Below are 25,258 nucleotides of genomic sequence, written 5' to 3' on the forward strand. Positions count from 1 at the left end.
AATCAGGTCGGGTGTTCGCGGCCGGCGGTCGCGTCTGCCGGCTGGATGCGTGCCAGGTCGGCGCCGGCGCCGGTCAGCCACAGCTCGACGTCGACCAGGTTCAACGCGGCGGCCCGGGACTCGCCCGCCTCCAGTGCTCCGCGTACCCGGTCGGCGAAGTCCGCCGGTGGTGCGGGCGGGGCGACCGGCCGGCTGAGCCGGCCGGCGGACAGTTGCTCGGCGAGGTCGGTGTAGCGGCGCCGCAGCCGCCCGGCGAAGTCGTCGAGCGGGCCGGCCGCGTCCTTCACCCAGGTCAGCCGGGCTCGCCCGCCCCGGCGGAGCCGGGCCACCGCGCCGAGGTGCAGGTGCTGGCCGGCGACGAGCGCCGCCTGCCAGTTCACCGGCGGCAGGCGCGGGTCGTCCCGCTCCAACTGGTATTGCAGAAACGACGCCTCGGCGAGGATCCACGCCTGCCGGGCGGTGTCGACCGCGTCCTGCCGGGCGGTGTCGACCGCGTCCTGCCGGACGGGCCGGCCGGCGAGGGTCCGGGTCACCTCCTCGGCCGCGGTCGCACTGACCGCCAGGTACCGGCCGATCGAGCGACGCAGTTCCCCGCTGCTGCCCTTGGGCCAGAGCAGCAGGCCGGCCAGTACCCCGACGACGGCACCGATGGCCACGTCGAGCAGCCGGGCCCCGGCGATCTCCAGGTTCGGCGGGCCGGCCTGGGCGAAGACCGTCACGAACAGCACGGTGAACAACGCCTGCCCGCCGAACTGCGGCAGCAGCGGCCCGACGGTGAAGGTCAGCACCATCGCCACCGGCAGGGTCACCAGCAGCACCTGCGGGCTCTCCCCCGCGCCCAACAGCAGCAGGGTGCCGACGGCGGCCCCGAGCAGCGTTCCCAGCAGCACCGGGCGCAGCGCGTTGCGGGTGTCGACAGCCGAGGTCCGCATCAGGGTGAGGACCGCCAGCAGTACCCAGAACCCGTGGTTCAGGTGCAGGAAGCCGGCCACCACCCGGGCGGCGGCCAGGGCCACCGCGACCCGCAGCGCCCCCTGGAGATACACCGAACGGGTCGTCAGGTGGAACCGGAACTGCTGCCAGTAGAGCGCGAGCGGCGAGCGGTGGGCGTACCAGAACTCGTCCAGCTCCGGACCGGCGGGTGACCGGGCCGGCGGGCGGAGTCCGACGGCGATCCGGGCCGCGACGCCGAAGGCGTGCGCCTGGTCGGCGGCTCGCAGGCTGACCGCCTCCCGGCGCAGCCGGTCCGGGGCGCGGTCGTCGGTCGGCACCGCAGACGGCCGGTCGTAGAGTTCCCTGATCCGGGACTCCAGCGCGGTCAACCGGCTGCTCCCGACCGGCTCCGCCCCGCCGCACAGCATCCGGCCGGCGTCGTGCAGCACGGCGGCCGACTGCCGCAGCAGTCCGGCCAGCTCGTCGTCGCGGACCTCGCCGGGGTCGTCGGCGATCCGGTACGCGTGGTGCAGCAGTTGCCGCAGCAGCCGGTCGCCGTGCCGCAGCGCCCGGTCCCGCCGTCCCGCCGAGGCCGGCCGCTCGGTCGGCGGGATCCGGGCCAGCCACACCCGCTCCACCGCCCGCGCCGTCTCCGCCCGCCGTCGGGACAGCTCGACGCGGTCCACCGGCCTGCCGGCGGGGAGCCCGGCCAGCAGGTCGAGGAGGTGGGCCGCCGAATTGGCCGCCTCGCCGAGCCGGTGCCGGTAGCCGGGCGGTGTCGGATCGGGCCAGAGCAGCAGTTCGGCGGCGATCAGCAGCACCACACCGAGGGTCACCCCGGCCAGCCGGGCGGGCAGGGTCCCCGGCTGGTACGGCGGGAACGACGCCGCGATGTAGAACAGCTGCAACCCGGTGGCGAGACCGAGGATGCGCGGTCCGCCGACTCCGGCGAACGGTATGACGAATCCCACCACCAGCATGCCGGCCGCCGCCATCCAGGTGTCGACCGCCAGGAACGTGCCGGCGGTGACCAGGAACCAGGCGACCGGCAGCGCGGCGAGCAGGGTACGGGCCCGCTGGACCGGGCCGCCGGGCAGTTGCGAGATCAGGCCGGTGGCTATCGCCCCGAAGAGGGTGTAGAGGCCGAGCAGGGGGTTGCCCAGGCCGTACCGCCCGCCGAAGAGTCCGGCGGCGGCGACGAGTGCCAGCCGGGCGCCCCGGCGGAGTACCCGGAAGTCCGGGTCCCGCCGACGCAGCCACCGTACGGCGCCGATCCTGGTCATGGCTGCCCTCTGCCGCTGCCGTCGGTCCCGGCCCGGCCCGGCCCCGGTCCTGGAGCGGCCGTGGAGCGGCCGTGGAGCGGGCTTCGGCCGAGATCAGGGCAGCGGCGCGGCGCGGCCCCCGTGGCCGCCCGCCCTCACCCTCTCACCTCCGTCGACGCCCCGCCGACACTTCGCCCCAGCGGCCGGGACGGCCGGCCGGAGCGCAGTTCGGTGCCGCCGAGGTCGGCGCGCCGGCCCGCCGCCGCGCCCTGTTCGAGACCGCCGCCGAGCAGTCGCCGGGGCGCGGCCGTACGCAGCCGTGGGTACGCCTCGGTGAGGCGCCGGTCGACCCGGTCCGACCGGTCGGCAAGGACCAGGGCCACCGAAGGGGCACCGGACTCCGCCGACCCGGACTCCGCCGACGCGGCGGCGGCTGCCTCGGCCCGGCTCAACCGACCGGCGACCGCCGAGGCGAAGCCGGCCAGCCAGGACCGGCGGAACGCGGCCGGATGGTCGCCCGGGGGCACCGGCGCGACCGAGATCCCGTGTGCGGCCTGCACCAGCAGCGAGGTGAAGAGCACCTCCACCCGTTCCAGGTCGCTGGCGAAGCCGAACAGGTGCATGACGAACCCGCCGCCGCCGCGTCGGCGTACGGAGCGGCAGCGCAGCGCGTGGGCGATCCCGGCGAGCAGGCCCGCCTTGTCCAACGCGTACGGGGCGGGGATGTCGACGGTCCGGTCGCCGACCGGATCGGTGCCCGGGTCACGGGCGGCGAGCAGCGCACGGTCCACCCCGTACCGGGCGATCAGCTCGGTCGCCTTCGCGGTGAACGCCTCGGCCTCGGCCGGCGTGCAGGCCGGGTCCTCCGCCTTGGCCAGCAACTTGCGGACCTTGCTGAGCATCGCGTCGGACATGCACCAGAGCTATCACACCGGCACCGGAAGCGGCGGACCCGGCGCCCGGACGGTGGGCAGCCGGGCAGGCGAAGGGACCGGCCGGCGAGCAGGCGGGCACGTAACCCGCTGGACAAAGCGGATGCGGAGCATGCAAAGATGGATGTCGATGAGAGGGTCAACCGGCGCGGTGCCGCAGCGTCGCGACGGCCGAGCCGGCGAGCGTGAGCAGGCAGTCCGGCAGCTGCCCGTCCGCCAGCGCAGCGCCGAAGAGGGCCGCACCGGTGTCGCCGTCGGCGTTGGCGTACGCGCTGACGAACCGGGCCACCCAGCGGGCGTCGTAACCCGCCTCGTCGATGCCGGGGAAGTCCAGCGTCCACGCACCCCGGGGCACACCGTCGCCGACCATCGTGGCGGCGAGACACCAGGCGACCTCGTACGCCCCCGCGACGCCGGACCGGTCGACCACCGCGTCGAACGTGCCGACCACTCCGTCGCTGTCACCGGCCAGCGCGGAACTGAGCACCGCGGCGGCGTCATCCAGCGTCTCCTGCGGAACGTCCGTCACGTGCGGAAGGGTATGCCGGCAGGTCAAGCAGCGTCCGACAAACGACGTGAACGTTACCAAACCAGGACGACAGTGCCCCTCTGTCGGCGATTGGCGGTCGGCCGCGGGCGCGCGCCGCGAGCAGGCGCGCTAATCTGCGCAACGGATCTCCGGGGAGGAAGGACGCACCCCATGCTCGTATTCCGCGGCACCCGCCGCGCCGCTCTGTCCGCCGCCGCCTGCGCGGCGCTGCTGCTGTCCGGCTGCGGTTCGGACGGCGACGGCGAGGCAGGGCAGACCGAGCAGGCCCGGCCGACCCAGGTCCGCCTGTACGGCACGGACGGCAACATGCAGAACTCCTTCAAGGCGGAGTTCGACCAGCAGACCGGTCTGCTCAAGGGGATGAAGGGCACCACCCCGCTCACCCCGCTCTCCGAGGACTTCAAGAACCGCCTGATGTCCAAGGACCCGAAGCTCTCCGACTTCCTCTACGCCGCCGAGTCGTACGACGCGGTCGCCATCGCCGCGATCGCCGCACAGCTCGCCGGCTCGACGGCACCGGCGCAGATCGCCAAGCAGATCGTCGGGGTCACCACCGGCGGGGAGCGCTGCGACTCGATCGCGGACTGCCTGCAACTCGCCAGGGCCGGCACCGACGTCGCCTACCGGGGTGTCTCGCTGAACCGGGGCGGCTTCACCGACGCCGGGGAGCCCTCCACGGCGAGCTACGCCACCCTGCACTTCGGCACCGACGACCAGCTCGACAACGGCAAGACCGAGTTCCTCGGCGCCGGGGACGAGTCGGCGGCCAGCAGCAAGAAGCCGCCGGTCCCGAAGAAGCAGACCAGGGCGGTCGAGGAGGCCAGCGGCGCGCCGCTGAAGCTCGGCGGCCTGCTGCCCCGCACCGGTGACCTGGCCCTGGCCTACCCGCCGATGGCGGCCGGGGTGGCGCTGGCGGTCGACGAGGTCAACGCCGCCGAGGGCGTACTCGGCGAGCCGCTGGTCTGGGTCGACGGCGACGACGGCACCAACCCGAACACCGCGAAGGCGACCGTGGCGCAGCACGTCGACGCCGGGGTGCACGTCATCATCGGGGCCGGCGCCTCCGGCATCTCCCGGGCGGTGCTGCCGGACGTCATGGCCGCCGGGCTGGTGCTCTTCTCGCCGAGCAACACCGACGCCGGGCTCAGCACCGTGGACGACAAGGGCCTCTACTTCCGTACCGCCCCGTCGGACATCCTCCAGGGCCGGGCACTCGCCGACATGATCCTGCGGGACGGGCCGAACCGGATCGCCCTGGTCGCCCGGCAGGACTCGTACGGCGAGGGTCTCCAGGGCAACGTCCGGGCCGAACTGGAGCGGGCCGGACACGGCTCGGACCAGGTACGCCTGTTCAACTACGAGGTGACCGACGGCCCCGACGCGCCGCCGGTGGACTTCACCAAGGGCGCCCAGGAGATCAAGGAGTTCGGTGCCGACGCGATCCTGGTGATCGGCTTCGGCGAGTCGGCGAGGGTCATCGAGGCGCTCGCCGCCGCCGGGGTGAACATCCAGCAGCAATAGGCCCCGTACGCCGGCCGGTCGCCGGCCACCGCGCCGTGCGGCAGGGAAGTGGCACGTTTCCGGGAGTCGCCGGTCGCCTCAGTCGGCCTAGCGTTACCGCTGTGCCCGGCGGTCCCGCCGGGCGCGAGGCGACCGGGGAGGTACGACATGAGCTACGACGGCGACCCCAGCGGGCCGGGCGACTGCCTTCCGGAGCACGAGCTGCCCGGCATCGACGACCAGCAGGGCTTCGGGTCGGCCGTCGACCCCCCGTCGGACCTGCTCACCTCGGACCTGCTCACCTCGGACCCGCTCGCACTGGACCCGCCGGAGCCGGCCGAGGAGCCCCCGCCGGTCACCTCCGTGGTGACCCACTACCCGGGCGGCGTCACCGAGGTCGCCACCGACCTCGACGGCGACGGCTACGCCGAGCTGCTGGAGTACGACGTCGACGGCGACCGGCTCGCCGACGTCCGCTACCAGGACACCGACTGGGACGGCCGGCTGGACAGCGTCGAGCGGGACTCCGATCTGGACGGTCGGATCGACCAGGTGCTGGAGGACAACGACGGGGACGGCCGGGTCGACTCGGTGGTCACCGACACCAACCGGGACGGCGTGCCGGACCGGGTGGTCGCGGACGCCGACCTCGACGGGCGGCCGGACACCTGGATGACCGACGGCGACTTCGACGGGCGGCCGGACGAGATCCGGGTCGACCCCGACGAGGACGGGAAAGCCGACCGGCTGCTGCTGGACACCGACCACGACGGCACCATCGACCAGGTCAACTACCAGGACCGGCAGATTAACCCGTACGTCACGAACTGATCGCGGGATGCACACCGCGCGGGATGCGGAGCGGCACCGCGCCAGCTGTCCGGTCCGTCCAGCTTGGCCGCTGCTGCCCGGCTCCACCCGCCGCCGCCCGGCCCTGCCTGCCCGCGTGTCGGCATGGCCGGGCCCCCGGCGGGGTAGTGCGAGTGGCACAGTGCGGTAGTCGTGTCGGGGAGCGTCTCGTGGGTGTCCGGGCGGCACGCAGATCGAGGGTTCCGGCGTGGCCAGAACTTCAGCTGACGGAAGGGCAACAGATGAGCGAGTCGCAGGAGACCGTCGACACCCGCGGTGACGAACGGATCGAACTGCTCCGGGCCGACGCCAACCAGGACGGCAAGACCGACGTCTGGGTGGTGGACACCGACGGCGACGGCAAGCCGGACCTTTTCCAGTTCGACACCGACGGCGACGGCAAGGTGGACATCACCATGGTCGACACCGACGAGGACGGCAAGCCGGACGAGGTGGTGGACGGCGACGGCGGGCTCCCGCCACCCACCGTCTGACCCCGGCACCCGCCGGGCAGGCAGGCAGCAGGATCGAGGCCGTGGTGGCGGCCTCCCGGGTACGACCTACCGGGGGGCCGCCGCCACGGCCTCGTCGTCGTACCCGGTGCCGCGCCGGCCGGTGCGCGACCCCGCGGTGACCGGCGGACCGTGCCGCAACAAGTGGAGCTCGATTTGATCATGCCCGGATAACGAAATCGGCTGTCGGCCACGTCACTGCCCGGCATGCCAACCTTTCGCCCGCCCTCGGGCGCTTCGCAAGCCATGAGGGGCGCCGACCGGCGCCGCCCGCCTCGCCGACGGGAGAAGCAGAACGATGAGGCTGGTGTTGCGGCGTGCCCGGGGAGCGAAGAGCCTGCTCCTCGCGGCGACCGGGGCGACCCTGATCGCCACCGCCCTGCTCACCGGGCTCGCCGGCTACAGCCGGGAGGTGATCGACTCCGGCACCCAAAAGGCGGTCGCGTCCGCCTCCCAGGAGGAGCGGTCGATCCTGGTACGCGGCACCGCCGGCAGCACCCCGGACGGCCTCGCCGAACGCGACACGGCGGTACGGTCCCGGTTCGCCGACGGCTTCGGCGGGGTGCCGGCCGGCGTCTCCGGAGCGGGTTACGCCGCCGGGCGGGAGCTGGCCGGACGTACCGGGAACGCCGTACCGGACACCCAGGGGTCGGTCTTCGCCCGGGTGGTCTTCCTCGACGACCTACCCGGACACGCCCGGCTGACCGACGGGGCGTGGCCGGAACCCGGCCGGCGACCGGTGCAGACCGCGCTGGCCGAGCCGGTCGCCAAGATCCTCGGCGCCCGGGTCGGCGACCGGATCCCGATCACCGACCGGGTCACCGACCGGGTCACCGAGGCGACCGTCACCGGCGTCTGGCAGCCCCGCGACCCCCGGGACCCGTACTGGCGGCTGGTGCCGGAGGTGGCCGACGGGGTGGCGACCGGCTCGGCGACGTACGGGCCGCTGGTGGTGGACCGGGCGGACTTCCTCGACCACTTCGTCGCGAACGCCTCGGCCGGCTGGCTTGTCGAACCCGAGCTGGCCGGGGCCACGATGACCTCGCTCGGCCGGCTGGGCGAGGCGGCGGACCGGACCGTCGCCAGCTTGCCCGCCGAGACCGGGCTCGGCAGTTCCGGACTGGTCACCACCCAACTCGACCAGCTCGTGCAACGGCTGGACCGGGCCGGACTGGTCGGGCGGTCGGCACTGGTCACCCCGATGCTGCTGGTGGTGGTGCTCGGCGGGTACGCGCTGCTGCTGGTCGCGCTGCTGCTGACCGAGCAGCGCCGGGGCGAGGTGGCGCTGCTGCGGGCCCGGGGCGCGGGGCGGGGCCAGCTGGCCGGACTGGCCGGCCGGGAGGCGCTGCTCGTCGTGCTGCCGGCCGCGGTGATCGCACCGGTACTCGCCACCGAACTGGTCCGGCTGGCCGACCGTACCCCGATGCTGGCCGCCGCCGCGCTGCACCTGGACCCCCGGCTCGACCTGCGGACCTGGCTGATCGCCGCGCTCGCCGCGCTCGGCTGCGCGCTGGCGATGCTCGGCCCGGCGCTGCGGCGCGGCGGCAGTTACGTCGGCGAGCTGGCCAGCCGGTCCCGGCCGAGCCGGCGGACGGTCGCACAGCGGGCCGGCCTGGACGTCGCGCTCGTCGCCCTGGCGGTGCTCGGCTGGCTGCAACTGCGGCAGTACTCCTCGCCGCTCGCCGGTGCCCGCCCGGACGGCACCCTCGGGATCGACCCGCTGCTCGCCGCCACCCCCACCGTCGGGGTACTCGCCGGTGCGGTGCTGGCGCTGCGCGGCCTGCCGCCGATGGCCCGCCTCGCCGAACGGTACGTCGACCGCCGGTCCTGGACCGGCACCATGCTCGGGATGTGGCAGGCCGGCCGCCGGCCGCACGCCGGCCCGGTGCTGCTGCTCGCCCTGGCGGTGGCGGTCGGCACCCTCGCCTGGTGCCTGGCCGCCACCTCGGAACGGTCTCTGTCCGACCAGGCCGACCACCAGGTCGGCGCCGACCTGCGGCTGGTCGAGTCGAGCGGGGTCGCCCCGCCGGCCCGCACCGGCCAGCTCGCCGAACTCCCCGGCGCCGAACTGGTCCTGCCGGCCTGGCGGGACGCCCCCCGGCTCGGCACCGAAGGTGTGCCGGCCGGGATGGTCGCGCTGGACGCCGCCGGGGCGGAGCGGGTCGTCCGGCTCCGCGACGACCTGGTCGACGGCGACGCCGCCGGACTCTTCGCCGGGCTGACCGACGCCCGGGTGACCGCACCGGTGCCGGCACTTCCGCCGGGCACGACCCGGCTGACCGGCCGGATCAGCACCACCGGCACCGGCGGTTCGGCCCGGACACCGGTCCGCAGCACGGCGATCTTCGCCGAGCCGCACGGCGGGCACCTCCGGGTGCCGCTCGGCGCGAGCTACGACGACCGGCCGCTGCGGTTCAGCGTGCCGCTGCCGGCCGGCGGCGACGCGGCACCGAAACTGGCCGGCTTCGCGGTGGAGACCCTCGGACCCGCCGGGTACGTCGTCGACTGGCAGCTCACCGACCTGCGCGCCGGGACGGCCGACGGTACCGGCCCGACCGTGCCGCTCGCCGACGGCCGGCAGTGGCAGACGGTGCACCGATCCGGCGAGACCTCGTTCGCGACGGCGGGACCGCGCGGCCTCTCCACCAGCTACAGTGCGCCCGAGTCGTCGACGTCGTGGGCCGGTGGGAACGCCCCGATCGCCTTCGCCGTGACGGTCGCCCCCGGTCCGGGGCAGGTGCCGGTGGTGGCCACCCCGGAGGCGCTGGCCGCGCTGCGGTTGACGGTCGGCCAGCAGACCGTACTCGTCCTGGCCGGCGGAGCCGTCGACGTCCGGATCACCGGTACCGTCGCCGCGCTGCCCGGCGTACCCGAGTCGGCGGCGCTGCTGGTCGACCTGCCCTCGCTGAGCACGGCGCTCTTCCACGAGCGGGGCATCGTCGCCGCGCCCGAGGAGTGGTGGCTGGCCACCCGCCCCGACCGGCACACCGAGGCGGCCCGGGCGGCGGCCGGGCTCGGCGGCCTCCAGGTCGCCGACCGGGTGGAGGTGGCCGGCCGCTCGGGAAACGATCCGTACGGCGTCGGCGCCCGCGCCGCCCTCTTCGCCGCCGCGCTCGGCGCCCTCCTGCTCGCGGCGGTCGGGATCACCGTGGACGTCCGGGCCACCGCCCGGCGCCGGGTCACCGAGTTGGCGGTGCTGCACACCCTCGGCGCCGGACCCCGGCTGCTGGCGCGGTCGCTCCTGGTCGAGCAGGCGTTCCTCGCCGGCATCGGCGTGCTGGTCGGGTTGGGGGTGGGCATCGCGGTGGCCGCCACGATGGCCCCGCTGGTCATCCTCACCCCGTCGGCACAACGGCCGGTGCCGGCACCGCTGCTGGACATCGCCTGGCTGCCGGCCGGCGGGACCGCCGCCGTACTGCTGCTGCTGGCGCTCGCGCTGAGCGGGCTGACCGCCGCCACCATGCGGCAACGCCTGGCCGCGGCCCAGCTCCGGATCGGGGAGGACCGATGAACAGTCGACTGCCGGGACCGTTGCGGCGGGCCCGGGTCTTCGCCGGCTATCTGGGGCTGCTCGGCATGCTCGGGCTGGTGGCGGCGCTGCTGGTGACCGGGGCGCCCCGGCTGGCCAACGGGTTCGCCGACGACGGGCTGCGGCACGACGTACGGGACCTGCCGTACCAGGTCCGGGACCTGAACCTCACCGCGGACCAGGACCCGCTCCAACGACCGGACGCCGCCGCGGCCGCCGACCAGCTGGACCGGTACCGGAAGCGGTTGCCGGGACCGCTGCCGGGGCTGGTCGGCCAGCAGTGGTTCGCCGGCCGGATCGGCCCGAAGGACCTGAGCGTGTCGGGTGACGCGCCGTCGCTGCGCGGGAACTGCCCACCGGAGCTGCAACTGCGCGGCCAGGCCGGCATCGAACGGGAGCTGCGGATGGTCGAGGGGCGCTGGCCGGTGTCCCGGGGCGGGGTCGAGGCGGCGGTGTCCCGGGAGGCCGCCGGCATCCTCGGGCTGCGGGTCGGCACCCTCGTCGAACTCAGCGGCAAGGGCTTCGTGCTGGGCTCCGTACCGGTCCGGATCGTCGGGATCTACGACCCGGTCGATCCGGCGGCACCGGCCTGGGACGCGATCCGGTTGGCCGAGGTGCCCTGCCCGAGCCCGACCGACGGCACCACGCACCGGGCGGCGCTGCTTACCGACCTGCCCGGGATCACCGCCGCCGGCCGGGTGCTCGGGATCGGCTACGACTGGCGGTACCGGGTCGACGAGGAGCGGATGACCAGCGCCGACATCCCGGAGGTGCTGACCGCGTTCGCAGCGACCCGGCGCACCCCGCCGGAGCGCGGGCTGGTCCTGGCGACCGGCCTGGACAGCGGCCTGACCCGGTTCGACGACCAGCTCCGGGCGGTGCGGGCGCTGCTCGCCGTGGTGCAGGCCGGCATCCTGGCCACCCTGCTCGGGCTTGTCGTCCTGGCGGCCGGGCTGGCGGTGCAGCGCCGCCGGGAGGAGTTCACGCTGCTGCGGGCCAGGGGGGCGGCGACCGCGGCGATCGGGGCCCGCACCCTGCGGGAGACCGCCGTGGTGCTGCCGTTCGCGGTACTCGCCGGCTGGCTGCTCGGCCGGTTGGCACCGGGGCGCCCGGCCGGGGCCGAACCGCTCGGCGTCGCGCTGGTCCTGCTCGGCACCACCCTGGCGATCCCGCTGCTGGCGGTGCTGAGCCAGCGCCGGGCGAGTTTCGTCGGCCAGCGTCGCGACCTGGTCCGGCACCGCCCGTCGGTACGCCGGCTCACCGCCGAACTCTTCGTGCTGCTGCTCGCCGTACTCGGCGTGCTGCTGCTGCACCGGCGCGGGCTGAGCCAGGCCAGCGGGGTCGACCCGTACCTGGTGTCGGTGCCGGTGCTGCTGGCCGTGGCAGCCGCCCTGCTGGCGCTGCGGCTGGTGCCGTGGCCGTTGCGCCAGCTGGGCCGGATCGCCGCCCGGGCCCGTACGGTGGTGCCGTTCGTCGGGCTGGCCCGGGCCGGCCGGGGCGCACCGGTGACCGTCGGGCCGCTGGCCGTACTCGTCGTGGCGATCGCCACCGGCGTCTTCACGAGCGTGGTGACCAGCACCGTCGCCGAGGCCCGGGACCGGGTCACCGACCAGGAGATCGGCGCCGACGCCCGGATCACCGGCTCGTACTCCGAGCAGGCCACCGCCGACCGGCTCGCCGCGCTGCCCGGGGTGGCCGCGGTCAGTCCGCTCGCCGTCGAGGTGGGCCAGCCGTTGCGTTCGGCCACCCCGGACCTGCTCGGCGGCCGGGACCTCGGCCAGGTGCAGGTACTCGTGGTGGACGGTCCGTCGCTGGCCCGGGTGCTGGCGGAGAGCGGCGTCGACGCGGGCGTGCCGGCCGGGCTGACCGCGCCGGGGCGGGTCGACGGTCCGGTGCCGGCGCTGGTCTCGCCGGACGTGGCCGATGCGGTCGGTGCCGGGGCGGTCGGTGCCGGGGCGGTCGGTGCCGGGGCGGTGACCGAGGTGCAGGGCCGGCGGTACGCGTTCCGGGTCGACCGGGTCGCGTCCGGCTTCCCGGGCGTCGCGGTCGACGCCCGGCGGTTCGTGGTGCTCCCCTGGCAGGCACTGCCGGTGCCGGAGTTCCAGCCGATCCGGGCCAACCAGTTCCTGCTGGCCGGGGAGGGTTTCGCGCCCGCCGAGCTGACCGCGACGGTGGACGCCGCCCAGCGGGAGTACCTGGCGAAGGTGCTCGCCCAGCCGGTCGAGCAGGTACGCCCGCAGACCGCGGTCGCCGTCGACACCTGGACGGCGCACCGACGGTCGCTGGAGCGCAGCGGTGTGAACCGGCTGCTCAGCTTCACCTTCGGCACCGGGGTGGCCGGGGCGACCGCGCTGGCGCTGCTGGCGGTCGGTTTCGCCGTGCTCGCCGAGGCGCCGGGCCGGGGCCGGATGCTGTCCCGGTTGCGCACGATGGGGCTCTCCGGGCGGCAGGGCCGGGGGCTGCTCGTCTACGAGCTGGTGCCGCTGCTCGGGGTCGCGGTGCTGACCGGTGGGCTGGTCGGGGTGGCCCTGCCCCGGCTGCTCGGGCCGGCGCTGGGGCTCTCCGGCTTCACCGGCGGGCTGCCGGCCCGGATCCACCTGGATCCGCTGCTGCTGGTCGCCGTACTGCTGCTGGTGGTGGTGGCGCTGGTCGCCGCCCTCGCGGTGGAGAACGTGGTCAACCGGCGGATGCGCCTCGGCGAGGTGCTCCGGCTCGGAGAGGAGAACTGAGATGGCTGCCGGGGTTGGTCTCGGAGAGGGGAACTGAGATGGCGAGTCCGACGACCGCCGAGGCGGTACCCGAGCTGGCGGTACTCCAGCGCAGGGCGGCGGCCCGGGCCGGCGGCGCGGACCGGCTGCGTGGGCACATCGTCTGCGACGGGCTGGTCCGGATCTTCAAGACCGAGGGTGTCGAGGTGGTCGCCCTACAGGGGCTGGACCTGGTGGTCGACCGGGGCGAGCTGCTCGCGATCGTCGGCGCCTCCGGTTCGGGCAAGTCGACGGTGCTCAACATCCTCTCCGGGCTGGACGTGCCGACCGCCGGGATCGCCCGGGTGGCCGACTACGACCTGTTGACCATGTCGCCGAAGCGCCGGCTGCGGTACCGCCGGCACACCGTCGGGTTCGTCTGGCAGCAGACCGCGCGGAACCTGCTGCCGTACCTGACCGCCCGGGAGAACGTGGAGCTGCCGATGCGGCTGGCCCGGGGGCTGCGCGGCCGGGCGGCCCGGAAGCGGGCCACCGAGCTGCTCGAGATGGTCGGGGTCGGCTACTGCGCCGACCGCCGGCCGGACCAGATGAGCGGCGGCGAGCAGCAGCGCTGCGCGGTGGCGGTCGCGGTGGCCAACGACCCGGAGGTGCTCTTCGCCGACGAGCCGACCGGTGAGCTGGACGAGGCGACCGCCGCCGATGTCTTCGGCGCGCTGCGCACCATAAACGCCGAGCTTGGCGTCACAATCGTGGTGGTCACGCACGACCAGGCCGTCTCGGCCCAGGTCCGCCGGACGGTCGCGATCCGGGACGGCCGGACCGCCTCCGAGGTACGCCGCTCCACCCGGCTCGGTGCGGACGGCGTCGAGGAGCTGGTGACCGAGGAGTACGCGCTGCTGGACCGGTCGGGCCGGATGCAGTTGCCGGCCGCCTTCGTCGACGCGCTGAGCCTGCGCGACCGGGTACGCCTCAACCTGGAGCCGGACCACGTGCAGGTCCGGCCGGGCGGCACGGGTGGTGAACAGCCGTGACCGGGGCGACGGAACGGCACGACCGGGGGCAGGAAGCGGGCGGGAACGGCACAGGAGGGCGGCTGATGGGCGAGGAGCTGGTCCGGGTCGAGGGGGTCGGCCGGGACTACGCCACCGGTGACCGGGTGGTGCACGCGGTCCGGGAGGTCTCCTTCACCGCCGCCCGGGGCGAGCTGGTGGCGATCCGGGGTCGCTCCGGGGCCGGCAAGACCACCCTGCTGAACCTGATCGGTGGCCTGGACCGGCCGACCTCCGGGCGGATCCACGTCGCCGGGCACGAGATCACCGCCGCCGGCAGCGCGGAGCTCCTGGAGCTGCGCCGCTCGACGATCGGCTTCGTCTTCCAGTCGTTCGGGCTGATCCCGATCCTGTCGGCGGCGGAGAACGTCGGGGTGCCGCTGCGGCTGGCGAGGCGGGGCCGGGCCGAGCGGGAGGAGCGGGTGGCGATGCTGCTCGAACTGGTCGGCCTGGGCGGCCAGGCGGGGCAGCGGCCGTACGAGCTCTCCGGCGGACAGCAGCAACGGGTGGCGGTGGCCCGGGCGCTGGCGAACGACCCGGCGCTGCTGATCGCGGACGAGCCAACCGGTCAACTCGACTCGGAGACCGGTCGTTCGATCATGGATCTGCTCCGCGCCCTGGTGCACGCCCGGGGGATGACCGCGCTGGTGGCCACGCACGACCCGACCCTGATCGACCTGGCCGACCGGGTGCTGACGTTGCGCGACGGCCGGCTGGTGGCCGGGGCGGGGCTGGACGGAGCGGGGCTGGACGAGGCGGCGCTGGCCGGAGCTGATCTCCCGCCGAGCCTCCTGCGGCTCCCCGCTGTTGGCGGCGGACACGATTCAGGGATGGGATCCGTACGAGCGCACGGGTCCCATCCCTGAATCGATGCGTTGTTCCTCGGGTCTCAGTCGCCCTGCCGCTGCTGGGGGATCTGGCCCTGAAGCAGGGCACGAACCTCCGACTCGCGGTAGCGACGGTGCCCGCCCAGCGTTCGAATCGCGCTGAGCTTCCCCGCCTTGGCCCACCGGGTCACGGTCTTCGGGTCGACACGGAACATCGACGCGACCTCTGCCGGCGTGAGTAGCGGCTCAGGTTCATGCGTACGCGATGCCATCGGTCACTCCTCCACAGGTGCCTATAGACATCGGCCGGGGTCCCGCCGGCCGACGCGTCTCCCATGGTCCGGCTAGTCCCCGATGTCCGACATGGGCCGAACGGCCGAAGGTCCCTGGATGGACGGATGAACAATGACCGATATATGGGCCTTTTTTATGCCAGAAAAAGACTTAACCGGACGGCCGATTGCCCCTCGTGACGCTGATATTACGAGGGGCATTCATCTGTGTGCGCTCCCAATGGGCCCTGAGCCGCATTGTTCGCTAATTGCAACGCTCCAGTAACTGGACCGCTCGCCAGCGCGCAACAAGCTTCTCGTACGCCTCGGTCGCGGCGTCCGCGTCGCCCCGGGAGAGCCCGGCCAGCCCCGCCGCGACCAGTTCCGGGGAGTCGTCCGCGGCCAGCGCCTCGTCCGTCAGCAGGTCGACCAGCCCGCCGTAGTCCAGCTCCACCACCGACCGGGGATGGAACTCCTCGAGCCACCGGGCGCCCTCCTCGACCGCTTCGGTGATCGGCGCGTCCCCGACCGACTTGCGCAGCACCGACAGCCCCCGGGAGGCCCGCCGCCGGGCCTTGGAGATCTCGGTGCGGTAGCGCAGCACCCGCCGGTCCGGCCGGGTGGTCAGCTCCCGCTCCTCCGGGTCGACGAAGACGAACCAGCGCAGCGGTACCCCCCAGGTGGCGATCTGCTCGTGCAGCCTCGGCACCCCGTGCTCCAGCACCCGCGCCCCGCTGCGCCAGTCCTCCACCACCGCCTTGGCCTGACCGGCCAGCACCGGCGGGACGAACGCGTCGGCCAGCACCGGAGGTACGCCGTCCCGGGCGCTCAGCGCCGCCTCGGCGACCCGGACCCGCAGGTTCCAGGGGCAGACCAGCAGCGTGTCGTCGGCCTCCAGGACGTACGCCTCCTCGGGCAGGTCGGGCAGCCGCGTCCAGCCCGCGCCCAGCGCCTCGATCACCGCCGTCCGCTGCCGGACCGGCCCCTCCAACGGGGCCACCGCTCTGCCCTCCTTGACGTACCGACGCCAGAAGAGCTGCCGGTCCCGATCGAAGGCGGTCAACGGCTCGTACACCCGCAGGTAGGAAGCGAAGAGCGACGGCACGGCGCGATCCTCCCACGAAACGAGAGCGGACGAGTCTCCAGCATCTCCAATCCGTCTCGGGCGCCGGCCGCGGACCATCTCCGTGCCGATCACGATTAGGCTCGGAGCAGGCCGGCAACATCCCCCGCCGGCACCTCGGGAGCCCCCTCCCGCCGCATCCCACGAGGATGCCCACCTCCAGATCAGGAGCGAAGACATGGACGTATTCGCCAGCACCGACGGTCCGGAACCCGACGGCCACGAGCAGGTCGTGTTCTGCCAGGACAAGCAGACCGGACTCAAGGCGATCATCGCCATCTACTCCACCGCGCTCGGCCCGGCACTCGGCGGCACCCGCTGCTACCCGTACGCCACCGAGGCCGAGGCGCTGCACGACGTGCTCGACCTGTCCCGGGGGATGGCGTACAAGAACGCGCTCGCCGGGTTGGACCTCGGGGGCGGCAAGGCGGTCATCTGGGGCGACCCGGAGCGGGTCAAGACCGAGCCGCTGCTGCGGGCGTACGGCCGCTTCGTCGAGTCGCTGAACGGCCGCTACTACACCGCCTGCGACGTCGGCACCTACGTCGCCGACATGGACGTGGTGGCCCGGGAGACCCGCTTCGTGACCGGCCGCAGCGTCGAGCACGGCGGTGCCGGGGACTCGTCGGTGCTGACCGCCTGGGGCGTCTTCCAGGGGATGCGGGCCGCCGCCGAGCACACCTGGGGCGCGCCGACCCTGGCCGGCCGCCGGGTCGGGGTCGCCGGGCTCGGCAAGGTCGGCAAGCACCTGACCGGGCACCTGATCGACGACGGCGCCTCGGTGGTGGCCACCGACGTGAACGAGAAGGCACTGGCCTGGGTCCGGCAGGCGTACCCGCAGGTCGACGTGGTCGCCGACACCCAGGCCCTGATCACCTCCGACATCGACGTGTACGCCCCCTGCGCCCTCGGCGGCGCGCTGGACGACGACACCGTGCCGGTGCTGCGCGCCTCGGTGGTGGTCGGCGCCGCGAACAACCAGCTCGCGCACCCGGGGATCGAGAAGCTGCTCGCCGACCGGCGCGTGCTGTACGCCCCCGACTACGTGGTGAACGCCGGCGGGGTGATCCAGGTCGCCGACGAGATCGAGGGCTTCAACTTCGAGCGGGCCAAGCTGCGGGCCACCCGGATCTACGACACCACCCGGCAGATCCTGCGGCTGGCCGATGCCGAGGGCGTGCCGCCGGTGGTCGCCGCCGACCGGCTCGCCGAGCGGCGGATGGCCGAGGTCGGCCGGCTGCGCACCATCCACCTGCGCTGACCGGCCCGCCGTGGGCGGATGAGGCGGAGCCGGTCCGGGTACCGGCTCCGCGCGCCACTGGCGGCCCGGAGACCGATTGCCGGTTATTCAGGTCGAAAGTACGCTGTACTGGACTGATGGGCCTGGAGGCCGCAAACGCGTCATGGCCGGGCCTCCGCGTCGCTCCTTACTGAGTAGAATGGCACCGCCCGTCGATGTCCGCGCGACGCGCGGGCACGGACGGTGGTAACCCGAGGTGCCGAACCGGGTCCTCCCCATGTACCGTAAGAGCCACGAGAGATGCCTGACGTCATCGGGGCCCGCCTTCGGGCTGCCCCGAATTCTGTGCGAGGGGGTCGAGCCATGGGGCGCGGCCGTGCTAAGGCCAAGCAGACTAAGGTCGCCCGGGAGTTGAAGTACCACTCCCCGAACACCGACCTCGCCGCCTTGCAGCGAGAACTCGGCGGCAGCCGCAAGTCGGACCACGACTTCGACGACGACTACAAAGAGTATGTCGACGACGATGACGAGGACCATGACGCGGACGACGACCGCGACACCTGGTCGTCGTCCCGCTGATCTCCGGTCACATCTGAGCACGCGGTAACACCGCGTGCTCACGCGTGTCCGAGTGTCCGCGGGCTGTACCGCCGACCGGGAACGCCACCGGTAAGGACCTGCCGGGGTCGGAGCCTGCCTCCGAACCCACCGGCGGGTCCTTACCCGTGGTCGGGCTCCGGCGTACCCGGCGGTAAGGGCCGACCGATCAGGTGCGTTCCGCCACAGCCGCCGCAGAGCCGGACATTCCACCGTTCCAGCTGCCAGAACCGGCACTCGGCACTCGCGGTGATCCGCCTCGCCCGGCGGTCAACGGGGACGGTTGTTCCAGTTGTAGAACGTCGGGATGTTCTCGAAGTGGTTCCAGGCGCAGACCGCGCTCGCGCCGTCCCCACCGGTCGGCACCTCGGCCCGGAGCCGCCGTGCCTCCGCCGCCTCCCGCAGCAGGGTGGTGAGTCCGTCCCGAGCACCCCGCACCCGGGCGGCCACCGGATCGTGCGATCCGGCCTCGACGGGCTCAGGCGGCCGTGGGCTCGTGATCTCGGGCATGCTCCAACACTCCCTCTAGTAGACGGATCTTGCTGTTGCGACAGTGGTCGGTCTCCGTACCGTCGAAACGCCCGTGCTCGAAGTAACGGTTGGCGGCATGCCCGCCCCCGCAGAACCCGAAGTACGGGCAGCGGGCCCGGCAGTTCTCCACCCCGGCCAGGAACTCGGCCACCCAGGGCGTACTACGGGCCGCGCCGAGGATCTCCGCCAGCGGGGTCTCCAGGACGTTCCCGCTGCTGAAGTCGCCGTACCTCGGGTCGGAGAAGCCGGCGAGCTCGGGGGAGAGCAGCACCACCGAGCCGTCGTACCCGACGGTCGGGATCGGGTCGAGCTGCCGGGGCAGTACGTCGTCGTCGGTGCTGTCCAGCACCGCCGCCGCGTACCGCAGCGACCACTCGACCTCCCGCAGGTGGATCCGGGGGTTCCGGCGCCAGGCGGCGACCAGCTCGGCCCAGAAGCCGCTGACCAGCTCGGCCGGGTGGGCATTGCGCCGGGTGTTCACCCCCTCGGTCTCCTCGATGTTGATCCCGAGTACGTCACAGCCGAGGTCGAGGAAATAGTCGTACAGCTCGGTGGCGAGTCCCGGCTCGGGCCGGCTCACCACGCAGAGCGCCGAGTATCCGATGCCGTGCCGGCGCAGCGCCTCGACCCCCGCCACGATCCGGTCGTACGCCGGCCGTCCGCCCCGGCCGACCCGTTCCCCGTTGCGCTCCCGGGGCCCGTCCACGCTGACGCTGACCCGGATCCGGTGCGCGGCGAAGAACTCGCACCAGGCGTCGTCGATCAGGGTCGCGTTGGTCTGCACGTGGTGTTCGACGGCCGCGTCGAAGGGTGCCAGCAGGGCGGCCAGGTGGTCCCGGCCGGCGGCGAGGGGTTCGCCACCGTGCCAGACCACCGAGAACCGGCCGCGCCGGGCCCAGCCGTTGACCGGGGTGGCCACCGCGGCGGCCACCTGCACCGTCATCCGGCGGTCCGCCGCACGCAGCGGAAGATAGCAGTACGCACAGTCGAGATTGCACAGCGTCGTCGGCTGCATGACCACGTAGCTGGGGACCGCAGCGATCCCCCGCATACCGGAAAACTCCTGTCCACGGACAGCCATGGCCCTCCTCCCCCGCCTCTGAGGTGCCCCTCAGGCTAGGTGGCGGTAGCCACCCCGGTGAAGTCCTGACCAGGTATGCCGAGAATCACGGGCAATATCACGGATGCGGGTTTTGGCGTTTTTGTTGTAGTCGGCCCAGCGTCGCACCCCGGCCGGCCTGCCCAGGGCAACCCCCGGTGGCCGGTCGGCCGGTGTGTCGGGTCAGCCCCGGGTGTGCTGGCCGATCATGTACACCTCGCCGGTACCCTCGATGATCTCACCGGCCTGCCAGGCGTGCACGCCACGGCCGGTCAGGCAAGCCAGCGCCCGGTCGGCGTCCTCGGCCGACACGATCGCGAACATGCCGACGCCCATGTTGAAGGTGGACTCCATGTCCTGGTCCTCGATCCGGCCCTTGGCCTGCACCAGGTCGAAGATCGGCTGCGGCCGCCAGGTGGCCCGGTTGACCACCGCGTCGACGTGGTCGGGCAGCACCCGGACCAGGTTGCCGGGGATGCCGCCGCCGGTGACGTGCGCCAGGGCCCGCACCTCGGCCTCGGCGATCAGCTTCAGGCAGTCCTGCGCGTAGATCTTGGTCGGGGTGAGCAGCTCCTCGCCGAGTGTCCGCTGCTTGCCGAACTCCTCGATCACGCTGTCCAGCCGCATCCGGCCGGCCCCGAGCAGCACGTGCCGGACCAGGGAGTAGCCGTTGGAGTGCAGACCGGACGAACCCATCGCGATCACGACGTCGCCGACCTCGACCCGCTCCGGGCGGAGGATCTCGCTCTCCTCCACCACGCCAACGCCGGTCGCCGAGACGTCGTACTCGTCCGGGCGCAGCACGCCCGGGTGCTCGGCGGTCTCGCCGCCCAGCAGCGCACAGCCGGCGTACCGGCAGCCGTCGGCGATGCCGGCGCCGATCTCGGCCACCTTGTCCGGGACGACCTCGCCGCAGGCGATGTAGTCGAGCAGGAAGAGCGGCTCGGCACCGCAGGCGACCAGGTCGTCCACCACCATCGCGACCAGGTCGATGCCGACCGTGTCGTGGATGTCCATCTGCTGCGCGATGACCAGCTTGGTGCCCACCCCGTCGGTGGACGAGGCGAGGATCGGGTTCTTGTACTTCTGGGTGTCCAGCCGGAACAGGCCGGCGAACCCGCCGATGTCGCCCATCACCTCGGGGCGCCGGGTGCCCTGCACCTTCGGCCGGAGCAGTTCGACCGCGCGCTCACCGGCGTGGATCGAGACACCGGCGTCCGCGTACGACACCGTGCGCTTGCGGCCCGACCGACCCATCCCCGCCGTCCACGGCTGATGGGTACCACCCCGGCCGCTTCCTGCACCACTGCGCTCGGTCACGTGCGTCACGGTTCTCCCCTTAGTGCTTCTCGCGGCTGGCCGCGTCGGTAGCGGTCGAGGATCGCTCGACTTCGTGCTGCCCCACCGGAGGTGTCCGGCCGGACCGGTCCTGTCGCCGGGCGTCGTACCCATGAGCCCCGCCCGGCGTGGTGCCTACGCGTGTGACGACACTTCGCCGCCACTGGAACTGCCCACGAACGGCTGACCGCCGGAGCCCCGGGAGGTGGCCCCGGCCGGAGCCGCCTCCTCCGCCCCGGCGCCGGCGACCCGGCGGTCAACTCCTTCGAGTACGTGCTTGCCGATCAGGTTCCCCGCCGGCAGCTCGATCGGGTACTCGCCGTCGAAGCAGGCCCGGCAGAGCCGGGTCTTCGGCTGCTCGGTGGCCGCGACGAGACCGGCCAGCGAGACGAACCCGAGACTGTCGGCGCCGATCGACCGGCGGATGCCCTCGGTGTCCAGCCCGTTGGCGAGCAGCTCCGCCCGGGTGGCGAAGTCGATGCCGTAGAAGCAGGGCCAGGTGACCGGCGGCGAGGAGATCCGGACGTGCACCTCCAGCGCCCCGGCCTCACGCAGCATCCGGACGATCGCCCGCTGGGTGTTGCCGCGCACGATCGAGTCGTCCACGACGACCAGGCGCTTGCCCCGGACGTTCTCCCGCAGCGGGTTGAGCTTGAGCCGGATGCCGAGCTGACGCAGGGTCTGCGACGGCTGGATGAAGGTGCGCCCGACGTACGGGTTCTTCATCAGGCCGGCGCCGTAGGTGATGCCGGACTCCTCCGCGTAGCCGATCGCGGCCGGAGTGCCGGACTCGGGGACCGGGATCACCAGGTCCGCCTCGACCGGGTGCTCCCGGGCGAGCTTCCGGCCGATGCCGACCCGGGCGGCGTGGATGTTGCGGCCGGCGATCGTGGTGTCCGGCCGGGCGATGTAGACGTACTCGAAGAGGCAGCCCTTCGGCTCCGGCGCGGCGAACCGGGCAGACCGCAGCCCGTGCTCGTCGATGGCGATCAGCTCGCCGGGCTCGACCTCGCGGACCACGCTCGCCCCGACGATGTCCAGCGCGGCGGTCTCGCTCGCCACCACCCAGCCGCGCTCCAGCCGGCCGAGCACCAGCGGACGCACCCCGTGCGGGTCGCGGGCGGCGTAGAGGGTGGTCTCGTCCATGAAGACGAAGCTGAACGCGCCGCGCAGCGTCGGCAGCACCTCCAGCGCGGCGGCCTCCACCGAGAGGTCGGGGCGGCTGGCCAGCAGCGTGGTCACCAGGGCGGTGTCGGAGGTCGAGCCGTCCGAGTCCATGCCGCGCTCGACCGCCTGCCGGGCCAGCTCGGCGCTGTTGACCAGGTTGCCGTTGTGCGCCAGCGCGATCGTGGTGCCGGCCGTGTTGGCCCGGATGGTCGGCTGGGCGTTCTCCCAGGTGGAGCCGCCGGTGGTGGAGTATCGGGTGTGCCCGATCGCCAGGTGGCCGCGCAGGCTGGCCAGCGTCGGCTCGTCGAAGACCTGGGCGACCAGGCCGAGATCCTTGTAGACCACCACGCCCGACCCGTCGCTGACGGCGATGCCGGCAGCCTCCTGACCCCGGTGCTGGACCGCGTAGAGGCCGAAGTAGGTGAGCTTCGCCACCTCTTCGCCCGGGGCCCAGACGCCGAACACGCCGCACGCGTCCTGCGGACCGGGTCGTTGGGGGTCGAGGTCATGGCTCAACCGGCCGTCGCCTCGGGACACCTGCCGCTCCCTCTTGCTGATCTGCTCGGACTCGCCTGTCACCCGGTTGATTTCGGGTTCTGTCGACTCCGACAGTGTACGCGAACCGCAGCCGATACAGAGAGCCACGGTACAGCCCCCGTAAGTGACAGATGGTGATGGAAGACTGCGGCTAAATAGGCAGATAAGGGGAGATATCAGCGCGATTGCCACTGGTGCGTACCAGCCCCTCGGTCACGGCCTCCGCCCAGGAGATCCGGCCACTGGCCAGCCGCAACCAGTCCTCCGGAGCCATCTCCACCACGTTCGGCGGGGTACCCCGGGTGTGGCGCGGGCCGGCACAGCACTGGACCGCACCGTAGGGTGGCACCCGGACCTCCACCGCCCGGCCGGGCGCCGCCCGCGCCAGGTCGGCCAGCAGGACACGGACGGCGTCCCGCAGCGTCGTACGCTCCGGCGTACGGCCGGCGTCGAGGTCCGCCAGCACGGTCGCGACCGCTGGGGACTTATTGTGCGGAGAGGACACGTCGGGACGATACGACCCGGCTTCGTGGCATTTTTCGCCGCCCCTGGGTCGCGCCGACTCGGTCGGACAAGGCATAGTTGCCGACGGTGTAGTCGTATGGGTTGATCCCCGGCCGGCGACAGGTCGGCGGTGGAGCCCCGGAAGGCGGTGGACGTGACAGCACACCGACGAGCCTGGATCTCCCGGACCGGTGTGGTCGTGGCGCTGGCAGCCAGCGCACTTTTCGCACTCCCCACCACACCAGCTTTGGCTGACGATCCGACAGTGACCATCACCGGGGTGAACGCCAGCCTCAACGCCGGGCAGACGACCACGCTCAGCTTCAACGTCAAGAACAACAACGGTGGTGTGCTGGGCGGGGAGACCTCGTTCAACATCGCGGTGAACACGACGATCAACGAGTTGCAGTGCCAGGGCAACTGCGACTTCACCGACACCATCGACCTGGGTGCGACCAAGTCTTACAGCGTCACGCTGCGCGCCGGGAACGTCGCGGCCGGTCAGAGCCGGTCCGGCGCCGTCCGGATCACCGCCGAGGTCGGCAACGACGACGCCACCGCCTCGCGGAACATCAGGGTGCAGGGCCCGGAGGCGCCGCCGGAGGTGCAGACCGTCGCCGAGGTGTCGGGACGGGTCACCGACGAGACCAGCGGCGACGGGGTCTCCGGGGCCAGCGTCCGGCTCACCGACGGGCAGGGGCGTACCCACACCACGAACACGAGCGGCAGCGGCAACTACCGGTTCACCGGTTCGCAGGACCGGCCGATCGCGCCGGGGCGGCTCCAGATCCGGGCCACCAAGGACGGCATCACCGACACCAAGGAAGTCAACGGCGGTGCCGGCGCCCGGGTGAACAACCAGGGCATCCAGCTCGCCCTGGCCGGTGCGCCCACCCCCAGCACCGACGCCACGGTGGGGCCCACCGAGGACGCCGCCGAGGAGGTGCCGACCGAGGACGCCGGCGCCGAGGAGAGCGCGGACGCGGCGCCCGACCAGACCGCCAACGAGGACGACGGCGGCGGGCTCGGCTCCTGGGTGCTGATCCTGGCCGGCGGTCTGCTGGTGGCGCTCGGTGTCGGCGCCATCGTGCTGCTGCTGATGCGCCGCAAGGAAGACGGCGAGGACGACGTCGACGGTGTGGCCGGCGCAGGCGGGCCGGGGCCGCGCACGGGCGCCGGCCGTGGCGGCTACCGCGACGACGACGCCACCCGGGTCACCAACCGGGCCGGTGCCGACCCGACGATGGTCGCGGCCGGCGGCGGCAACCTGGCCGACGCACCGACCATGATGCACAGTGCGCCACTCGTCGACGACGAGTTCCCGGACCCGTACGGCGCACCGCTTCCCGGACCGCAGGGTCCCGGCTACGGCGGCGGGCAGCAGGGCTGGGGCGACAACGCGAACGGCTACGGCGAAGCACCCGGCTCGGGTGCCGGCGCCTACGGCAACGCACCCGGCTCGGGTGCCGGCGGCTACGGCAACGCTCCGGCGTCCGGGGTCGGCTACGGCAACGCTCCCGGCTCGGGTGCCGGATACGGCGCACCGGTCTCCGGCGGTGGATACTCCGCAAACGGCGCGGGCGGCTACGACAACGGGTACGACGAGCCCACCGGGCGCTACACCGGTGACCGGGACGACGCCGACGGGTACGGCCCGGCGGCCGACCCGTACGACACCAACGCCTACCGCCCGTCCTCCGGGGCCGGGCACGGCGGTTACGAGCCCACCCAGCAGTACGGCCGGGACGACGACGGCTACGACACCGGTGCTGCCGGTTACGGCCGGGGCGGCTACGACGACGAGCCACGTACCGGTGCCGGCTACGACCAGCAGGGCTACGACAGCCGGGGCGGCTACGACCAGCAGGGTTACGAGGCTGACCGGGCCGGCTACGACCAGCCGACCACCGGCGCCGGCTACGACCAGCAGCGTGGCGGCTACGACGACCACAACGGGTACGACGACCGGGCCGGCTACGGCCAGCAGCAGGGCGGCGGCGGTTACTACGACGACGACCCGCGGGCCGGTGGGCACAGCCGGTCGGGCGCGCCGCAGCAGCCGGGCCGCTCGGAGCGCCGGTCGCTCGACTGGTTGGACGACTGACCGGAGGGTCGACGGTCCAGACGAGGTGACCCGTGGGGCCCGGTTCGCGACGGCGAGCCGGGCCTCGCGGTTTTCCACCGGAACCCCGCCGGTCG

Annotated in this window: 19 protein-coding genes and 1 pseudogene; 10 read left to right on the forward strand and 10 right to left on the reverse strand. The window is 73.3% G+C overall.

What is annotated here, in order from left to right; translation table 11 throughout:
* Window positions 1–2 precede the first annotated feature (2 nt).
* From O7626_RS33160 to O7626_RS33170, 3 genes are all read right to left on the reverse strand, one after another.
* Complete coding sequence (locus O7626_RS33160; protein WP_278064935.1) at window positions 3–2,216, reverse strand: FUSC family protein; 2,214 nt, start codon at window positions 2,214–2,216, stop codon at window positions 3–5.
* Between the two features lie 134 nt (window positions 2,217–2,350).
* Complete coding sequence (locus tag O7626_RS33165) at window positions 2,351–3,109, reverse strand: DUF2786 domain-containing protein (RefSeq protein ID WP_278064936.1); 759 nt, start codon at window positions 3,107–3,109, stop codon at window positions 2,351–2,353.
* 157 nt (window positions 3,110–3,266) lie between these two features.
* Window positions 3,267–3,656, reverse strand: coding sequence for a hypothetical protein (locus O7626_RS33170; RefSeq protein ID WP_278064937.1), 390 nt, complete (start codon window positions 3,654–3,656; stop codon window positions 3,267–3,269).
* Between the two features lie 171 nt (window positions 3,657–3,827).
* On the opposite strand from O7626_RS33170, the gene O7626_RS33175 reads away from it, so the two are divergent.
* The 7 genes and pseudogenes from O7626_RS33175 to O7626_RS33205 all read left to right on the forward strand — a co-directional run.
* Window positions 3,828–5,198 carry an ABC transporter substrate-binding protein gene (locus tag O7626_RS33175; RefSeq protein WP_278064938.1) on the forward strand — a complete coding sequence of 457 codons (1,371 nt, stop codon included), beginning with the start codon at window positions 3,828–3,830 and terminating at the stop codon, window positions 5,196–5,198.
* A 147-nt stretch (window positions 5,199–5,345) separates the two neighbouring features.
* Entirely contained in the window at window positions 5,346–6,008 is a 663-nt protein-coding gene (locus O7626_RS33180) for a hypothetical protein (RefSeq protein ID WP_278064939.1), read from the forward strand.
* A 260-nt stretch (window positions 6,009–6,268) separates the two neighbouring features.
* Window positions 6,269–6,520 carry a hypothetical protein gene (locus O7626_RS33185; RefSeq protein WP_278064940.1) on the forward strand — a complete coding sequence of 84 codons (252 nt, stop codon included), beginning with the start codon at window positions 6,269–6,271 and terminating at the stop codon, window positions 6,518–6,520.
* Window positions 6,521–6,836: 316 nt separating this feature from the next.
* On the forward strand, window positions 6,837–10,049 hold the full coding sequence (locus O7626_RS33190; RefSeq protein WP_278064941.1) for an ABC transporter permease: 3,213 nt from the start codon (window positions 6,837–6,839) through the stop codon (window positions 10,047–10,049).
* Window positions 10,046–12,796 (forward strand): FtsX-like permease family protein, encoded by a 2,751-nt coding sequence (locus O7626_RS33195; RefSeq protein ID WP_278064942.1) that lies wholly within the window; start codon window positions 10,046–10,048, stop codon window positions 12,794–12,796. Before O7626_RS33190 ends, O7626_RS33195 begins: the two co-directional genes overlap by 4 nt.
* Window positions 12,797–12,834: 38 nt before the next feature.
* The gene (locus O7626_RS33200; RefSeq protein WP_278064943.1) at window positions 12,835–13,806 is read left to right on the forward strand and encodes an ATP-binding cassette domain-containing protein; all 972 of its coding nucleotides are present in this window, start codon (window positions 12,835–12,837) and stop codon (window positions 13,804–13,806) included.
* Window positions 13,807–13,871: 65 nt separating this feature from the next.
* Window positions 13,872–14,543, forward strand: a pseudogene (locus O7626_RS33205) (ABC transporter ATP-binding protein); the annotation flags it as partial.
* 170 nt (window positions 14,544–14,713) lie between these two features.
* On the opposite strand, the gene O7626_RS33210 reads toward O7626_RS33205, so the two are convergent.
* Both O7626_RS33210 and O7626_RS33215 read right to left on the reverse strand, forming a co-directional pair.
* Window positions 14,714–14,923: a BldC family transcriptional regulator gene (locus O7626_RS33210; protein ID WP_007073996.1), complete on the reverse strand. Its 210-nt coding sequence runs from the start codon at window positions 14,921–14,923 to the stop codon at window positions 14,714–14,716.
* A gap of 265 nt (window positions 14,924–15,188) precedes the next feature.
* A complete protein-coding gene (locus tag O7626_RS33215; protein WP_278064944.1) occupies window positions 15,189–16,028 on the reverse strand; it encodes a hypothetical protein in 840 nt (279 codons plus the stop codon).
* Window positions 16,029–16,224: 196 nt separating this feature from the next.
* On the opposite strand from O7626_RS33215, the gene O7626_RS33220 reads away from it, so the two are divergent.
* Complete coding sequence (locus tag O7626_RS33220; RefSeq protein ID WP_278064945.1) at window positions 16,225–17,307, forward strand: Glu/Leu/Phe/Val dehydrogenase dimerization domain-containing protein; 1,083 nt, start codon at window positions 16,225–16,227, stop codon at window positions 17,305–17,307.
* Between the two features lie 342 nt (window positions 17,308–17,649).
* On the forward strand, window positions 17,650–17,865 hold the full coding sequence (locus O7626_RS33225; protein ID WP_278064946.1) for a DUF3073 domain-containing protein: 216 nt from the start codon (window positions 17,650–17,652) through the stop codon (window positions 17,863–17,865).
* A gap of 288 nt (window positions 17,866–18,153) precedes the next feature.
* On the opposite strand, the gene amcA is transcribed toward O7626_RS33225, so the two are convergent.
* The 5 genes from amcA to O7626_RS33250 all read right to left on the reverse strand — a co-directional run bounded on the left by amcA (window position 18,154) and on the right by O7626_RS33250 (window position 23,060).
* Entirely contained in the window at window positions 18,154–18,393 is a 240-nt protein-coding gene (gene amcA, locus O7626_RS33230; protein ID WP_278064947.1) for a multiple cyclophane-containing RiPP AmcA, read from the reverse strand.
* Complete coding sequence (gene amcB / locus O7626_RS33235; RefSeq protein ID WP_347404823.1) at window positions 18,362–19,465, reverse strand: cyclophane-forming radical SAM peptide maturase AmcB; 1,104 nt, start codon at window positions 19,463–19,465, stop codon at window positions 18,362–18,364. Before amcB ends, amcA begins: the two co-directional genes overlap by 32 nt.
* Before the next feature lie 231 nt (window positions 19,466–19,696).
* The gene (gene purM / locus O7626_RS33240) at window positions 19,697–20,842 is read right to left on the reverse strand and encodes a phosphoribosylformylglycinamidine cyclo-ligase (RefSeq protein ID WP_278064949.1); all 1,146 of its coding nucleotides are present in this window, start codon (window positions 20,840–20,842) and stop codon (window positions 19,697–19,699) included.
* A gap of 144 nt (window positions 20,843–20,986) precedes the next feature.
* On the reverse strand, window positions 20,987–22,555 hold the full coding sequence (gene purF, locus O7626_RS33245; protein WP_278066430.1) for an amidophosphoribosyltransferase: 1,569 nt from the start codon (window positions 22,553–22,555) through the stop codon (window positions 20,987–20,989).
* Window positions 22,556–22,706: 151 nt separating this feature from the next.
* The gene (locus O7626_RS33250; protein WP_278064950.1) at window positions 22,707–23,060 is read right to left on the reverse strand and encodes a sterol carrier family protein; all 354 of its coding nucleotides are present in this window, start codon (window positions 23,058–23,060) and stop codon (window positions 22,707–22,709) included.
* A 264-nt stretch (window positions 23,061–23,324) separates the two neighbouring features.
* On the opposite strand from O7626_RS33250, the gene O7626_RS33255 reads away from it, so the two are divergent.
* A complete protein-coding gene (locus O7626_RS33255) occupies window positions 23,325–25,163 on the forward strand; it encodes a carboxypeptidase-like regulatory domain-containing protein (RefSeq protein WP_278064951.1) in 1,839 nt (612 codons plus the stop codon).
* Window positions 25,164–25,258 lie beyond the last annotated feature (95 nt).

Source organism: Micromonospora sp. WMMD1102 (genome assembly GCF_029626265.1).
Taxonomy (GTDB): domain Bacteria; phylum Actinomycetota; class Actinomycetes; order Mycobacteriales; family Micromonosporaceae; genus Plantactinospora.

Coding starts and splice junctions, on each gene's coding strand:
- O7626_RS33185 (WP_278064940.1), top strand. CDS start 6,269: ATGAGCGAGTCGCAGGAGACCGTCGACACCCGCGGTGACGAACGGATC.
- amcA (WP_278064947.1), bottom strand. CDS start 18,393: ATGCCCGAGATCACGAGCCCACGGCCGCCTGAGCCCGTCGAGGCCGGA.
- O7626_RS33165 (WP_278064936.1), bottom strand. CDS start 3,109: ATGTCCGACGCGATGCTCAGCAAGGTCCGCAAGTTGCTGGCCAAGGCG.
- O7626_RS33195 (WP_278064942.1), top strand. CDS start 10,046: ATGAACAGTCGACTGCCGGGACCGTTGCGGCGGGCCCGGGTCTTCGCC.
- O7626_RS33180 (WP_278064939.1), top strand. CDS start 5,346: ATGAGCTACGACGGCGACCCCAGCGGGCCGGGCGACTGCCTTCCGGAG.
- O7626_RS33220 (WP_278064945.1), top strand. CDS start 16,225: ATGGACGTATTCGCCAGCACCGACGGTCCGGAACCCGACGGCCACGAG.
- O7626_RS33190 (WP_278064941.1), top strand. CDS start 6,837: ATGAGGCTGGTGTTGCGGCGTGCCCGGGGAGCGAAGAGCCTGCTCCTC.
- O7626_RS33225 (WP_278064946.1), top strand. CDS start 17,650: ATGGGGCGCGGCCGTGCTAAGGCCAAGCAGACTAAGGTCGCCCGGGAG.
- O7626_RS33210 (WP_007073996.1), bottom strand. CDS start 14,923: ATGGCATCGCGTACGCATGAACCTGAGCCGCTACTCACGCCGGCAGAG.
- O7626_RS33200 (WP_278064943.1), top strand. CDS start 12,835: ATGGCGAGTCCGACGACCGCCGAGGCGGTACCCGAGCTGGCGGTACTC.
- O7626_RS33175 (WP_278064938.1), top strand. CDS start 3,828: ATGCTCGTATTCCGCGGCACCCGCCGCGCCGCTCTGTCCGCCGCCGCC.
- O7626_RS33160 (WP_278064935.1), bottom strand. CDS start 2,216: ATGACCAGGATCGGCGCCGTACGGTGGCTGCGTCGGCGGGACCCGGAC.
- amcB (WP_347404823.1), bottom strand. CDS start 19,465: ATGCGGGGGATCGCTGCGGTCCCCAGCTACGTGGTCATGCAGCCGACG.